Origin of the sequence: Streptomyces sp. NBC_00353, assembly GCF_036108815.1 — a bacterium.
Lineage (GTDB): Bacteria > Actinomycetota > Actinomycetes > Streptomycetales > Streptomycetaceae > Streptomyces.
In genome coordinates this window covers 7,625,096-7,640,112 of the sequence record NZ_CP107985.1, presented here as the reverse complement: position 1 = coordinate 7,640,112, position 15,017 = coordinate 7,625,096, and the positions used below count along the sequence as shown (strand labels likewise).

At 71.6% G+C, this 15,017-nt stretch carries 9 protein-coding genes; 3 read left to right on the top strand and 6 right to left on the bottom strand.

What is annotated here, in order from left to right; translation table 11 throughout:
• Nucleotides 1-166 precede the first annotated feature (166 nt).
• The 4 genes from ald to OHA88_RS34430 form a co-directional block, all read right to left on the bottom strand.
• Nucleotides 167-1,282 (bottom strand): alanine dehydrogenase, encoded by a 1,116-nt coding sequence (ald, locus tag OHA88_RS34445; RefSeq protein WP_328629861.1) that lies wholly within the window; start codon nt 1,280-1,282, stop codon nt 167-169.
• Nucleotides 1,283-1,426: 144 nt separating this feature from the next.
• Nucleotides 1,427-3,490 (bottom strand): tetratricopeptide repeat protein, encoded by a 2,064-nt coding sequence (locus OHA88_RS34440; protein ID WP_328628367.1) that lies wholly within the window; start codon nt 3,488-3,490, stop codon nt 1,427-1,429.
• Between the two features lie 200 nt (nt 3,491-3,690).
• Nucleotides 3,691-4,317, bottom strand: a complete 627-nt coding sequence (locus OHA88_RS34435) for an NUDIX hydrolase (RefSeq protein ID WP_328628366.1) — start codon at nt 4,315-4,317, stop codon at nt 3,691-3,693.
• A gap of 90 nt (nt 4,318-4,407) precedes the next feature.
• A complete protein-coding gene (locus OHA88_RS34430) occupies nt 4,408-6,081 on the bottom strand; it encodes a CTP synthase (RefSeq protein ID WP_328628365.1) in 1,674 nt (557 codons plus the stop codon).
• A gap of 408 nt (nt 6,082-6,489) precedes the next feature.
• Here OHA88_RS34430 and OHA88_RS34425 point away from each other — a divergent pair, with 408 nt between their 5' ends.
• From OHA88_RS34425 to OHA88_RS34415, 3 genes are all read left to right on the top strand, one after another.
• Nucleotides 6,490-8,292 (top strand): glycoside hydrolase family 15 protein, encoded by a 1,803-nt coding sequence (locus OHA88_RS34425; protein ID WP_328628364.1) that lies wholly within the window; start codon nt 6,490-6,492, stop codon nt 8,290-8,292.
• A 247-nt stretch (nt 8,293-8,539) separates the two neighbouring features.
• Nucleotides 8,540-9,949, top strand: a complete 1,410-nt coding sequence (locus OHA88_RS34420; RefSeq protein WP_328628363.1) for an FAD-binding oxidoreductase — start codon at nt 8,540-8,542, stop codon at nt 9,947-9,949.
• Nucleotides 9,950-10,044: 95 nt separating this feature from the next.
• A complete protein-coding gene (locus OHA88_RS34415; RefSeq protein WP_328628362.1) occupies nt 10,045-11,688 on the top strand; it encodes a PucR family transcriptional regulator in 1,644 nt (547 codons plus the stop codon).
• A gap of 90 nt (nt 11,689-11,778) precedes the next feature.
• On the opposite strand, the gene OHA88_RS34410 is transcribed toward OHA88_RS34415, so the two are convergent.
• Together OHA88_RS34410 and recN are read right to left on the bottom strand one after the other, a co-directional pair.
• Complete coding sequence (locus tag OHA88_RS34410) at nt 11,779-12,876, bottom strand: glycosyltransferase family 4 protein (RefSeq protein ID WP_328628361.1); 1,098 nt, start codon at nt 12,874-12,876, stop codon at nt 11,779-11,781.
• Between the two features lie 318 nt (nt 12,877-13,194).
• The gene (gene recN, locus OHA88_RS34405) at nt 13,195-14,940 is read right to left on the bottom strand and encodes a DNA repair protein RecN (protein WP_328628360.1); all 1,746 of its coding nucleotides are present in this window, start codon (nt 14,938-14,940) and stop codon (nt 13,195-13,197) included.
• Between the last annotated feature and the right edge of the window lie 77 nt (nt 14,941-15,017).

Here is a 15,017-nt window from a genome sequence, read left to right as displayed (position 1 = left end):
GCGCACGGTCGCTCCGGCGCACATTTCACCGGTGCACGAAACGGGTAAAGGGTTACCTTCGAGGCGAGTTGCGCAAGGCTCTCACAGCGGCCCGACATGCCTCCGGCCGGACCTTGCTCGGCAAGGTCCGGCCGGACGCGTGAGGTTGACGAAAGATGTTGACCCGTCAGCCGAGAAGCGTGCTCAGCTCGACGTGCTCCAGACCGTGCGCCTCCGCCACCTCGCGGTAAACGACCTGGCCCTCATGGGTGTTGAGGCCCTTGGCGAGCGCGGCGTCGCGGCGAAGCGCCTCGGTCCAGCCACGGTTGGCGAGCTCCAGGATGTAGGGCAGCGTGGCGTTGGTGAGCGCGTACGTGGAGGTGTTCGGCACCGCGCCCGGCATGTTGGCGACGCAGTAGAAGACCGAGTTGTGGACCATGAAGGTCGGCTCGGCGTGCGTCGTCGGGTGCGAGTCCTCGAAGCAGCCACCCTGGTCGATTGCAATGTCGACAAGTACACTTCCGGGCTTCATCTTGGCGACGAGCTCGTTGGTGACCAGCTTCGGGGCCTTCGCGCCGGGGATCAGCACGGCACCGACGACGAGGTCGGCCTCGATGACCGCCCGCTCCAGCTCGAAGGCGTTGGAGACGACCGTCTTCACCTTGGTACCGAAGACCTTGTCGGCCTCGCGCAGCTTGTTGATGTCCCTGTCGAGCAGCGTGACGTGGAAGCCGAGACCGACGGCGATCTGCGTGGCGTTCCAGCCGGAGACACCGCCACCGATGACGACGGCCTCGGCGGGCGCGGTACCGGGGACACCGCCCGGCAGCACGCCGCGGCCGCCGACCGAGCGCATCAGGTGGTACGCACCGACCTGCGGGGCCAGCCGGCCCGCGACCTCGGACATCGGGGCGAGCAGCGGCAGCGCGCGGTTCGCGGTCTCGACGGTCTCGTACGCGATCGCCGTGGTGCCGGACTCCAGCAGCGCGTCCGTGCACTCGCGGGAGGCGGCGAGGTGCAGGTAGGTGAAGAGCGTCTGGTCCTTGCGCAGGCGGTGGTACTCCTCGGCGACCGGCTCCTTGACCTTCAGGAGCAGGTCGGCGGTGGCCCAGACCTCGTCGGCGGTGGGGAGGATCCGCGCCCCCGCGGCGATGTACTCCTCGTCCGTGATCGAGGACCCGGCACCGGCGTTCTGCTCGACGACGACCTGGTGGCCGTTGCGGACGAGCTCATGCACACCGGCGGGCGTGATGGCCACGCGGAACTCGTTGTTCTTGACTTCGCGGGGGATGCCGACCTTCACGTCGATCACGGTCCTTGACTCAGAGGGTTACTCCGGGCATAGAGGTGCATACCCGGATACACACAGTGTAAATGGAGACACCGCGAACGTACGCGGCAGAGCCAGTTTAATGAAGGGCTTCTCGCTGTCTAGCCTTACAAAGCATTAATTTTCAGTCGACGCACTACGGATTTCGCAGGCGGGCTCATCCTTGCCCAGCAGTCTCTGCGCCACACCGCGGTGCAACCCGGCCGCAGCCGGGTCGCCGAGCCGGTCGAGCGTGTCGGCCAGCCGGAGCTCCAGCGCGGCCTGCAGCCGTACGTCCTTGGCCTGCCGTGCCCACTCGACGGCCTCCTGACAGGTGCGCAGCGACTCCTGCGGCCGCCCCGCGTACTCCTGCACCCGCGCGGCCTCGCTGAGAGCCCGCGCCTGGGCGGCCAGGTCGCCGAGCCTGCGGTACCCGGCCGCCGCCGCCCGCCAGTTCCGCAGCGCCTCGCCGTACTGCCCGGCATAGGTGTGGACGGAGCCGAGCCGCCCGTACAGCCGCGCCTCGTCGGCGAGCTCGCCGTGGGTGAGCCGCTGCGCGAGCGCCCGGCCGTACCAGTCCGAGGCCCGGTGGAAGTCCCCCAGCTCGGCGTAGGCGCCGCCTACGGATTCCATCGCCCGGCCCGTCGCGTACGGATCCTTCGCCGCCCGTCCGGCGTCCAGGGCCGCCCGATAGCGGGTCAGCGCCTCCCGCGTACGGCCCGTCCTGGCGTCCAGATCGGCGAGATTGAGCAGTGCGGCGGCCCGCTCGCGGGGCAGCTCGCGCCGCTCGGCGACGGCCAGGACCAGTCCGTGCAGTCCGTACAGATCGGATGCCGCGGCCTCGGTGCCCTGGTGCACGGCCAGCGCCCGCACCAGCGCGGCCACCAACCTCCGCGCCAGGGTGTCGAGTTCCCCGTCCTCCACAGCGATCCGGGCGGAGGCGAGCAGGGCCGGCCGGCGGCTCCGCAGCCAGGCGGCGGCCGCTTCGGGGTGCGGAAAGCGCAGCGAGCTCGGCAGTCCGGCGAGCTTCCGGCGGGCCTCCGAACCCTCCGGTTCGGTGATCGCCCGGCAGGACTGGAGCTGGCGTACGGTCCGCTCCAGCAACCGGGCCCTGGCGAGCTGGATCTCGGCCGGCCGGTCCCGGTCGGCGAGCAGGGCCTGCAGCAGCGGGGCGAGGCAGCCGGGCACCTCGTACTGCGGCAGCTCCGCCCCGTTGGTACGCAGCAGGCCCAGCCGGACGAAGTCGTCGAGGGTCGACTGGGCGGCCGAGACCGAGCAGCCCGCCAGCGCGGACGCGGTGTGGGCGTCGGCGAGCCCGGCGGGGGCGAGCGCGAGCAGTCGCAGTATCCGGCCGGCGGTCTGCGGCAGGGACTCGTAGACCAGCTGGAAGGCGCGGGCCAGCGGGCGGGCGCCGGTGGGCTGCTCGGCGTCGTCCGGCAGCTCGCGCAGCTGCTTGGTGACATCGGCGACCGATGCCATGGGGTGGTCGGCGAGCCAGCCGCCGATCATGACCAGGGCGGCTGGCTGTCCACCGCACTCCTCGGCGAGGCTCTCGGCGGTCAGCGGGTCCACCGTGATCCTGACCTGGCCGATGGCGCCGGACAGCAGCTGGACGGCGGAGCCCTTGTCGAGGCCGCCGATGGTGCACGGTCGGACGCCGGGGATGCCGGTGAGCGGGCCCTGGGCGGTGGCGACCACGAGGCAGCCGGGATTGTCCGGCAGCAGCGGGTCGACCTGTTCGGCATCGGCGGCGTCGTCGAGCAGCAGCAGGACGTGCCGGTCGGCGAGGGTCTCGCGGACCAACTGGGACAGTTCGTCCCCGTCCGCGCCGGGCGGCCCGGCGACCTCCAGCTGATCGAGGAGGTCCCGGGCGGTGCGTTCGGTGGGGACGGGGGCGCCGCCGAGTTCGGTGAGCCGGACCCGGAGCAGCCCGTCGGGGTAGTCGCCGGTGTCCAGCAGTGCGCGGGTGAGTTCCTCGGCGAGCGCGGTACGCCCGGAGCCGGGGCGTCCGGCAATCAGCAGGACCCTGGCGCGGGCCGCTTTGCGACCGGCCAGGGTGTCCAGCCCGGCCCGTTCGATGTCGGCCTTCAGCTCCTTCAACTCGCGTTCGCGGCCGAAGAATTGGCGTGGTGCGGCGCCGGACGGCCCCTCGGTCCCCGCCGCCGATGCCGGGCCGCTGGTGTCCACCACCTGATCCGTCACGGGCCACGCTCCACTTCGCTGCACGCGTTGCCCGCCGGGACTCCGGCCAGGGCATTCCGAGCGTAGTTCAGGCGGGTACGCGAACACGGTGGAGCATGGCGGGGAGGTCCCCCGATCGGATCAACATTTTGTCCGATCAAAGGACCTCTGTTCGCCACACCGGACCGCCAAGACCGGCGAACCGCCGGACCGACGGAACCTCAGACCTCGAACGGCCTGGCCGGCCACGGCGCCTCCGCCGGCCGCAACGCGTCGATCCCGTCGCCGGCGAGCACCGCCGCAAGCGAAAGGACGCCCACCACGAGGCAGTTGTTGTGCAGTTCCCCGGCGAGCACCCCCCGCACGAGCTCCTTGAGCTCCACCCGGGCCAGCTCCATGTCGGCCTCCTCCTCGGAGACCTCGAAGCGCTCGCCGTCGGCCTCGGAGAGATTCCGGGCCAGGAAGATCCGTACCGCTTCGTCGCAGCCGCCGGGCGTGGTGTAGACGTCGGTCAGCACCCGCCAGTCCTCGGCCTTGACGTAGGCCTCCTCGTAGAGTTCGCGCTGCGCCGCGTGCAGCGGGTTCTCACCGGGGACGTCGAGCAGGCCGGCCGGGATCTCCCAGAGCTTGTGCCGCACGGGGTGCCGGTACTGCCGCAGCACGAGGACCCGGCCCGCGTCGTCGAGCGCGAGCACGGCGACCGATCCCGGGTGGACCTGGTAGTCGCGGCGCACGACGGAGCCATCGGGCATCACCACGTCATCGGTGCGGACGCTGGTCTTGTTGCCCGTAAAGGGGGTCTCGGTCGCGGTGACCGGCCACTCCTCGGGCGTGTCCTGGATACCCATCTACGTCCTCCCACAAAAAAACAGAAACCGGGGTACGGACCCTCAGTGGATCCGTACCCCGGTCAACGGTAACGCCTGCCTGCTGTCGGACTACTTGCCCGACGTGGAGCCCTGCTTGCCCGCGGTCTTGCGCTCGACAGCCGCCTTGACCAGGCCCGCGAAGAGCGGGTGCGGGCGGGTCGGCCGGGACCGGAGCTCCGGGTGCGCCTGGGTGGCGACCAGGTAGGGGTGGATCTCGCGCGGGTACTCGACGTACTCGACGAGCTTGTTGTCCGGGGACGTGCCGGAGAAGACCAGACCGGCCTTCTTCTCCAGCTCGGCGCGGTAGGCGTTGTTGACCTCGTAGCGGTGGCGGTGACGCTCCTCCACGTACGGCTGGTCGTCGTACGCCTCACGGACCAGCGAGCCCTCGGCGAGCTTCGCCGGGTACAGGCCGAGCCGCATGGTGCCGCCCAGGTCACCGGCGCCCTCGACGTACGCGAGCTGCTCCTCCATCGTCGAGATGACGGGGTGCGAGGTGGCGGCGTCGAACTCGGTGGAGTTGGCGTCGGGGATCTCGGCGAGGTTGCGCGCCGCCTCGATCACGATGCACTGCAGGCCGAGGCAGAGGCCGAGCAGCGGCACCTTGTTCTCGCGGGCGTACTGGATGGCGCCGATCTTGCCGTTGACACCGCGGTCGCCGAACCCGCCGGGGACGCAGATCGCGTCGACGTCGGAGAGCTGCCTGGCGGCGCCGGCCGGGGTCTTGCAGTCGTCGGAGGCGACCCACTTGACCTTGACGCGGGCCTTGTTCGCGAAGCCGCCGGCCCGGATGGCCTCGGTGACCGAGAGATACGCGTCGGGCAGGTCGATGTACTTGCCGACGAGCGCGACGGTGATCTCGTGGTCGGGGTTGTGGACGCGGTCCAGCAGGTCGTCCCAGGTGGTCCAGTCGACGTCGCGGAACGGCAGGTCGAGCTTGCGCACGACGTACGCGTCCAGGCCCTCGGTGTGCAGCACCTTCGGGATGTCGTAGATCGACTTGGCGTCCACGCAGGCCACCACGGCGGCCTCGTCCACGTCGCACATCAGCGAGATCTTGCGCTTGATGGCGGTCGGAACGTCACGGTCGGCGCGCAGCACGATCGCGTCCGGCTGAATACCGATGTTCCGCAGCGCCGCGACCGAGTGCTGGGTGGGCTTGGTCTTCAGCTCGCCGGACGGGCCGATGTACGGCAGCAGCGAGATGTGCACGACGAAGACGTTGTCCCGGCCGACCTCGTGGCGGACCTGGCGGACCGTCTCCAGGAACGGCAGCGACTCGATGTCGCCGACCGTGCCGCCGACCTCGGTGATGACGACGTCGACGTCGTCGGTCGCCATGCGGCGGATGCGGTGCTTGATCTCGTTGGTGATGTGCGGGATGACCTGGACGGTGTCACCGAGGTACTCGCCGCGCCGCTCCTTGGCGATGACCTGCGAGTACACCTGGCCGGTCGTGACGTTGGCGGAGCCGTCGAGGTCGACGTCGAGGAAACGCTCGTAGTGGCCGATGTCGAGGTCGGTCTCGGCGCCGTCGTTGGTGACGAACACCTCGCCGTGCTGGAACGGGTTCATCGTGCCAGGGTCGACGTTGAGGTACGGGTCGAGCTTCTGCATCGTGACCCGAAGGCCCCGCGCCTTGAGCAGGGCACCCAGGCTGGAGGCAGTCAGACCCTTGCCGAGGGAAGAGGCGACACCCCCGGTGACGAAGATGTGCTTGGTCGTCGTGGATGTGGGCTGCATAGCCAAAGGGGGCTCCCGTGGTCGCGGATCTTGAGGTGCGTACCGGCGTTGCCGTCCGGAGACTCCGAAGGTGCCGTCGCTGCGGTTCGGGGGCCTCGTCCGCTGTTGCTGACGACCACCGGTCCACGGGCTACCAGGGTATCAGCGACTGGGGGAGCCTGCTTCCGGCCACACCCGGCGCACCGGCCTCGCAAGATCACCACACCGTGTTCGGTCCCCACCCGTTCGGCTCAGATGTCTCACCTGGACCGTCGCGCGGATCATGGACGTGCGTCGTATCCTGCTCGGACACTCGCAGCCGGGCGACCCAAACAAGCCCTCGGCTCCCCACAACAACCCCTTGCAACGACCTTTTTACCCGCAGTAAGCGCCCCACGGGGCGACGTGGCCGTTCGACTGGAGATGCACGTGGCCGGGCGCATCGAGGATTACGCACTCATCGGAGACATGCAGACCGCCGCACTGGTCTGCCGGGACGGTACGGCGGACTGGCTGTGCCTGCCCCGCTTCGACTCGCACGCCGTCTTCGCGGGACTGCTGGGTACCGAGGAGCACGGCTTCTGGCGCCTGGGCCCCGCGCACGCGGCCGGGTCCGAACCACCCTCCGCGGACCGGCGGCGCTATCGCGGCGACTCCCTGATCCTGGAATCGGAGTGGGACACGCCGCGCGGCACGGTCCGGGTGACCGATTTCATGCCCCCGCGCGACAGCGCACCGCAGCTGATCCGGATCGTGGAAGGGATCAGCGGCCGGGTGCCGATGCGGTCCGAGCTGCGGATGCGGTTCAGCTACGGGCGAGTGATCCCGTGGGTGCACCGGGTCGACGGCCGTACCGTCGCGGTGGCCGGCCCGGACTCCGTCTGGCTCGACACGCCCGCCGACACGTTCGGCGAGAACCTGACGACGTACTCCGACTTCACCGTCGCACCGGGCGACCGGATCGAGTTCACCCTCAGCTGGCAGCCCTCGCACCGGGAGCCGCCCGCGCTGCCGGACCCCGAGAGCGCGCTGGAGGCGACCGAGGACTTCTGGCGCGAGTGGGTCGAGCAGTGCACGTACCACGGCCCCTACCGGGAGGCGGTGGTCCGCTCGCTGATCACGTTGAAGGCCCTGACGTACGCCCCGACCGGCGGCATCGTCGCCGCGCCGACCACCTCGCTTCCGGAGGACATCGGCGGCTCGCGCAACTGGGACTACCGCTACACCTGGCTCCGCGACGCGGCGATCACCCTCTCCTCCCTGCTGCGCACCGGCTACCGCGAGGAGGCCCGCGCCTGGCGTGAGTGGCTGCTGCGGGCGGTCGCGGGCGACCCGGAGAACCTGCAGATCATGTACGGCATCGCGGGCGAGCGCGAGCTGGGTGAGGCCGAGCTGGACTGGCTGCCCGGGTACGAGAACTCCGGCCCGGTCCGGGTCGGCAACGGCGCGGCGAACCAGCTGCAGCTCGATGTGTACGGCGAGATCACCGAAGCGCTGCATCTCGCACACATGACGGGCCTGACCCGCAACGACTACGCGATGGGGCTCCAGCTCAAGCTGATCGAGTACCTGGAGAACCACTGGGACGAGCCGGACGAGGGCATCTGGGAGGTGCGCGGGCCACGCCGCCACTTCGTCCACTCCAAGGTGATGGCCTGGGTCGCTGTCGACCGCACCATCAAGCTGATCGAGTCCGGGGACACCGATGGGCCGCTGGAGCGGTGGCGCGAGCTGCGTGACGACATCCACCGCGATGTCTGCGAGAACGGCTACGACAAGGAACGGAACACCTTCACCCAGTCCTACGGGTCGAAGGAGCTGGACGCGTCGCTGCTGCTCATCCCGCAGATGGGCTTCCTGCCGCCGGACGACAAGCGGGTGATCGGCACGATCGAGGCGATCCAGCGGGAGCTGTCCACGGAGGACGGGTTCGTGCTGCGCTACCCCACCTCGGGCGAGGCAGCGGGCGTCGACGGCCTGGAGGGCGACGAGGGCGCGTTCCTGGCGTGCTCGTTCTGGCTGGCGGACGACCTGGCGATGATCGGCCGGGTCGACGAGGCGCGCCAGCTGTTCGAGCGGCTGCTCTCGCTGCGCAACGATCTGGGGCTGCTGGCGGAGGAGTGGGATTCGCGGCTGCAGCGTCAGGTGGGGAACTTCCCGCAGGCGTTCAGCCACGTCCCTCTGATCGACACGGCGCTGCGGCTGACCGCGAGCGGGGCATACGTCGGCTGACTGACGGATGGCGTGGCAGGACCGTGCCCGACGGCCGGTGCGGGCCGGCCCGCCTCCGTATCCCTGGTGGATCAGCGCGCGGCGTCGGATGCCGTGCACGCAAGGCCGAGGGGCGTCCTCATGCCGGTCGTATTCGGGCGTTCCGGCAACGCAGCGAGGTGCCGTAGCTGACGTCGCACGCCCGCCAGGGAATACGGGACAGCCCTTAGGATGGAAGCGACCTGTCAGGCCCTCGGAAGGGGGCATCATGACGCCCCGCACCACCGGCATCAGCAGTGCGACGGACAGTGCCCTGGACGGTCTGCGCCGGGACTTCACCGGTGAGGTCCTCGCCCCCGGTGATTCCGCCTACGACGAGGCGCGCGCGGTCTTCAACAGCATGATCGACCGGCGGCCCGCGGTGGTCGCCCAGTGCGCGTCGGAGACCGACGTCGCACGGTCCGTGCGGTTTGCACGCGAGCACGGTCTGGAGATCGCGGTCCGTGGCGGCGGCCACAGCGTCGCCGGCATGTCGTCCACCGACGGCGGCCTGGTGGTCGACCTGCGCCGCATGAACGGCGTGACCGTCGCCCCGGCCGACCAGGCGGCACGTATCGGCGGTGGAGCCCTCATGAGGGATCTGGACCGGGCCACCCAGGCGTACGGCCTGGCGACCACCGGTGGCCGGGTCTCCACCACCGGTGTGGGCGGCTTCGTGCTCGGCGGCGGCTCCGGCTGGCTGGAGCGCAGCTTCGGCCTGGCCTGCGACAACCTGGTGGCCGCCGAACTGGTGACGGCGGACGGCAGCACCGTCCACGCGAGCCTCGACGAGAATCCGGAGCTCTTCTGGGCCCTGCACGGCGGCGGCGGAAACTTCGGCGTCGTCACTTCTCTCACGCTGAATCTGTACGAGCTGCCCGCCATGTCCTACGTGATGCTGCTGTACCGCCCCGAGGACGGGCCCGAAGTCATGCGCGCGTACCGGGACTTGATGGCCTCCGCGCCGGACGGGGCAGGCGGCGCCTTCCTCTACTTCACCGCGCCGCCGGAGGACTTCGTACCGAAGCACCTGGTGTCCACGCTCATCTGCGCGGTCCTGGTCACCTGGACGGGTCCTCCGGGCGAGGCCGTCGACGTGGCCCGGCCGGCCCTCGCCATCGGCCACGAGGCGGAGGTGATCTCCGACATTCCTTACGCGGAGCTGCAGTGCATGCTCGACGACCCGCCGGGACTGCGGAACTACTGGTCCGCCGAGCATCTCGACAGTCTCCCCGACGAGGCGGTGGACCTGTTCTGCGCCCGCGCCCACGACATGCCGGTCCCTTCCAACTCGCAGCACGTCCTCTTCCCGATGGGCGGCGCGGTGGCCCGGGGCCCCGCCGACTACCCGGTGCCGTGGCGCACCGCCCCCTGGGCGGTGCACCCCTTCGGCATCTGGGAGAGCCCGTCCGACGACGAGCGCGGCAAGCAGTGGGTGCGCCGGTTGCGCGCCGATGTCCGCCCCTGGTCCAGCGGCGCCGTCTACCTCAACTTCATCGGGCGCGAGGGCGAGGACCGGGTCGTCGCCGGACTCGGCGCCGGGAACTACGCCCGCCTCGCCGCGGTCAAGGCCACGTACGACCCCGACAATGTGTTCCGCCTCAACCACAACGTCGAGCCTGCCTCCGTCGCCCGATGAACTCCCCCGACGACGCCCTCCCGTCATCCGGCCGGTACCTTCCTGGTCAGGGCGACAACCCGCCCGACGCGAACGGAAGCACGAGGCCCGAACCAGTGGAGAACCCAGGCGGCATCACCGTGCAGCGCGCCCTTGAGCTGCCGGGGCTGCGCAGCGGACTCCCCGAGGTGGTGGCGGGCGCGGACCGGCTGGGCCGCACGGTGCGCTGGGTGCACGCGGGCGAGGTCCCGAACATCGCCTCGCTGCTCAAAGGCGGTGAACTGCTGCTCACCACCGGCCTGGGGCTCGGCACCCGGCCCGCCGAGCAGCGCGCCTTCGTGCGCAGGCTCGCCGACCGGGGCATCGCCGCCGTGGTGGTGGAGCTCGGGCCACGGTTCAGCAGGCTGCCCGCCTCGATCGTGGACGCCGCACGGACCGCCGGTCTGCCGCTCGTACAGCTTCACCGCGAGGTGCCGTTCGTGACGGTCACCGAGGAGATCCACACCGAGATCGTCAACGGTCACTACGCACTGCTGCGGCAGGCCGAGGACGTGCACCGGCGGTGTACGGAGGCGCTGCTCGGGGGCGGCGGGATCCCGCAGGTGCTCGGCATCCTGGCGGACTTCACCGCCAACCCGGTCTTCCTGGAGACGGCTGACGGTCAGCTGCTGTACGCGGCGGGCCCCGGCTCCGGCCCGGTCTCCGCCGATCCGCTCCAGGTCTGGGACGGGATGCGCGGCGGCCGGGCGGCGCGCGAGACACCGCCCACGGGCGCGGTGCTGGTGGATGTGCCGGGCGGCGGTCCGGGATCCGGTGCGGTACGGGCCAGGCTGGTCCTGCTCGCCGTGTCCGGGCCGCTGGTGACCGTGCACCGGATGGCGGCCGAGCGGGCGGCGGGCATTCTCGCCGTGGTGCTGATGCAGGCGCGTCAGGAGGAGGAGCTCGCCGCCCGCGGCCGCGGCGACTTCCTGACGGACCTCGCGGAGGGCCGGATCACGCCGGAGGACGCGCCCGCGCAGGCGCGCGTACTGGGCTTCAGGCCGGGCGAGGCGCCGTTGCTGCCCGTGGTGATGCGGCTGGCCCCCGAGCTGTCCCCGTCGGGCAACTGGGCGCTGCTGGCGCGTGCGGTCCTGGAGGAACTGTCATCGGTGGGGGTGCCGGTACTGCTCGGCGTACGGCCCGTGGAGGGCCGGGTTCCGCTGCTGCTCGGGCTGCGGTCCGAGACAGAGCGCACGGCGGTGGCCGACCGGGTCGCGGCGGCGCTGCGGGCGGGCGTCGAACGGGCCGGTCTGGAACGGGCCGGCTCACATCCACCGGTCGTGGTGGTCGGGGTCGCGGGCGGCTGGGCGGCCGCCGGCGCGGGTCTGCGGCACGCCGCGGAGACGGCGACGGCCGCGCAGGGCCTCAGCGACCGGCCCTGGTACGACGCCCGGCGGCTGGACATCGACCTGCTGCTGTGGCGGCTGCGGAACCACCCGGACCTGGCGGCTTTCGTGGACCGGGCGATCGGCCCGCTGCGCGACCACGACCGCACGTCGCGCCCACCGCTGCTGCCCACCCTGGAGTCGTATCTCGCCCACGCGGGACGCAAGGCGGAGACGGCACGCGATCTGCACCTGAACCGCCAGACGCTCTACAACCGTCTGGCCCGCATCGGCGAGCTGCTCGGCACGGACCTGGACGACCCCCAGACGGTCCTGGCCCTGAGCCTGGCCCTGCGAGCCCGCCGCCACGCCACATCGGGCCCGTCCGGCAATTGAGAACAGAACGGCGACCGGGACGCCGTATTCAAGCCCGTCCGGCGATCGAGGACAAGGCGGCCACCGGGTGCCCGCGGTGACGCCTCCACGTCACCGCCCCCGCGCACCCGCCGACGGCTGAGCCAACTCGTCGTAGACACTCAGCACTTGGGCGATCGTGTCGTCCTCCGTGGGCCAACTCGCCGCCTGCACCCGTCCCGCAGCAGCCATCCGCTCCCGCGCCGCCGGATCTCCCAGCAGCCGCGCAACGACCCGCGCCAGCGCCTCCGCGTTCCCGTACGGCACAAGTTCCGCCGCATCCCCCACGAGTTCGGGCACTCCGCCCACCGCGGTCGCGACCAGCGGCACCCCCAGCCGCAGCGCCTCCTGCGCCGGCACCGACCGCGCCTCCCAGCGGCTCGGCAGCACGGCCAGATCCGCGGCGGCGAGGAGTTCGGCGATGTCGTCCCGGCTGCCGATCAGCCTGGCGGGCAGATCCTCGTTACGGATCCGCCGCTGCAGAGCACTCCGCTCCCGCCCCTCCCCAGCGATGACCAGCAGGGGTAGGGGGTCGAGTTGGCGCCACATCCGTGCCGCGTCGAGCAGCGTCCCGTACCCGCAATTCGGTACGAGGCTGCCCACCGAGATGAGTAACGGCCGTCCCACCGAACCGAGTTCGGCGCGCACCTTGCCACCGTGGAGCAGAGCGGGACTGCGCGGCGCGGGAACGGCGATCGGAGCGAGCCGGGCGTCACGCGCACCTCGGTGCCGCGCCCGGTCGACCAGATCCGACGACGTACCGAGCACAACGGCCGCAGCCCGGGCGGCCCTTCGCTCCAGCAGGTGGAGCAACCGGCTGCGGGCACCTTCGGCATAGGCCCGGGTGTGCCAGGTCAGGACCAGCGGTGTGCGCCGCCCACCGAGCGCAAGACCGGCGCGTACGGCGGCGTGCAGCCCGTGCGCATGGACCACGTCCGCCCCCGCGCATCCCGCCCGCAGCGCGGCGACGGCGGCCGGGTCACTGCGTCGCGGTACGGGGACGAAGCGGGCCCCGGTACCGGAGAAGTCGTAGGCGCGGTCCAGTTCGGCCGGGGCGCAGACGGTGACCTGCACGCCTCTCGCCACCAGCCCTGCGGCCAGCGAGCCGACGTGAGCGCTGCTGCCGGCACTGCCGCCGCCCAGGACTTGGACCGTACGCAGCTGTGACACGTTGAATGGCTCCCGGAGCTCCCGAGTCGGCGGTATGTGCACCGCCAAGGATGCCAGTCCGTACGCACGTTCCGGGACCGTCGGGCCGTCGTTCCGGCGTGCGCGGCGACAACCGGGCATGCGTTACCACCCGGACGGGTGAGTACAGCGGTGCGATATTGCCGCGTCAGCGGCCCGACAGCGCGTCGGTGAGCCCGCTGATCCGGCCCCCGTACACAGCCGCTGCCACAACACCCGCCGCATGGGCGGCGAGCACCCCGGTCCCGGACCGAAGCACCGGGGCACAACGACCCAGCGATGCAGGGCGTCGCGCCGCCCCTAGCCGTCCGCCCGCGCCGCGGCCAGCAGCTCCTCGGCATGCGCCCGGGCCGTCTCCGAGTCCTCCTGCCCCGCAAGCATCCGGGACAGTTCCCGTACCCGCTCCTCGCCCTCCAGGACCTTGACACCGCTGCTGGTCACCGACCCGTCGACCGTCTTCTCGACCAGCAGCTGGCGGTCGGCGAAAGCCGCCACCTGCGGCAGGTGCGTGACGACGACCACCTGTGCGGACCTGGCGAGCTTCGCCAGCCGCCGACCGACCTCGACGGCCGCCTTGCCGCCGACACCCGCGTCGACCTCGTCGAAGAGATACGTGGGTACGGGGTCGGAGCCCGCGAAGACCACCTCGACGGCCAGCATCACCCGGGACAGCTCACCGCCCGAGGCTCCCTTGGCGATCGGCCGGGGCTGGGCGCCGGGGTGCGGTGCCAGCAGCAGCTCGACGTCGTCGGCGCCGGACGGACCGTAGACGACGCTCCGCCCGCCGATCTCGATGCCGGACGCCTCGTCCACCGCGTCGGTCTGCCGGATGTCGAAGGAGACCCGGGCGTGTGGCATGGCGAGCGAGGCCAGTTCCGCGGTCACCGCTTCGGCGAAGAGTGCCGCCGCCGCCGTCCGCGCATCGGTCAACGCCTGCCCGAGGTCCGAGAGTTCGGCCCGCAGTGCGTCCCGCTCCGCGGTCAGCTCGCCGATCCGGTCGTCGTCGCCCTCCAGCTCGGTGAGCCGGGCGGCCCCGTCCTCGGCCCAGGCGAGGACCGCGGCGATGTCCTCGCCGTACTTGCGGGTGAGCCCGGTGAGCGCGGCGCGCCGCTCCTCCACCGCGGCGAGCCGCAGCGGGTCGGCGTCCAGCTGATCCGCGTATCCGGCCAGTTCGCCCGCCACATCGGCGAGCAGGATGGAGATCTCACCGATCCGGTCGGCGAGCGCGGCCAGCACCGGGTCGTGGGCGCGGACGGCGTCCAGCGACCGTCCTGCGGCCGCGACGACGGTCGTCGCGTCGACGGCCTCCTGGTCCTCCGGGTTGCCCGCGAGCGCGGTGTGCGCGAGGTCCGCGGCGGAGGCGAGCGCTTCGGCGTGGCCGAGCCGCTCGGCTTCGGCGGCCAGGTCGGTGTCCTCTCCGGGGAGCGGTTCGACCCCGGCGATCTCACCGAGCCCGAAGCGCAGCAGATCCGCTTCCTGGGCGCGTTCGCGGGCGCGCGTGGTCAGCTCGTCGAGCTCCGTGACCACGGCCCGCAGCCGCCGGTACGCCGCCGCGTACTTGGCGTGCGGCACGGCGACTCCGTCGCCCGCGTACCGGTCCAGGGCCTGCCGCTGCCGGGCGGGCTTGAGCAGCCCCTGCTGGTCGGTCTGGCCGTGCACGGCCACGAGTTCGTCCGCGAGTTCGGCGAGCACGCCCACCGGCACCGACCTGCCGCCGAGGTGGGCGCGCGAGCGCCCCTCCGCGGAAACGGTACGGCTGATCAGCAGCGCACCGTCGTCGAGTTCGGCCCCCGCCTCCTCGGCCCGCACGGCGGCCGTGTCACCGGCGGACACCGTGATCCGTCCCTCGACGACAGCAGCTTTGGCGCCGACCCGCACCAGGGCCGGGTCGGCGCGCCCGCCGAGCAGCAGCCCCAGGCTGGTGACGACCATGGTCTTGCCCGCGCCGGTCTCACCCGTCACCGCGGTGAAACCGGGTGACAGCTCCACCACCGCGTCGTCGATGACCCCGAGCGACCGTATCCGCATCTCCTCCAACACGGACACGACCTTACGAGGTCCGGGCCCCGCTGTGCGACGGGCCCCGGCCGCGGATTCACTCTCGCGTGCGCCGCGCGGCCACG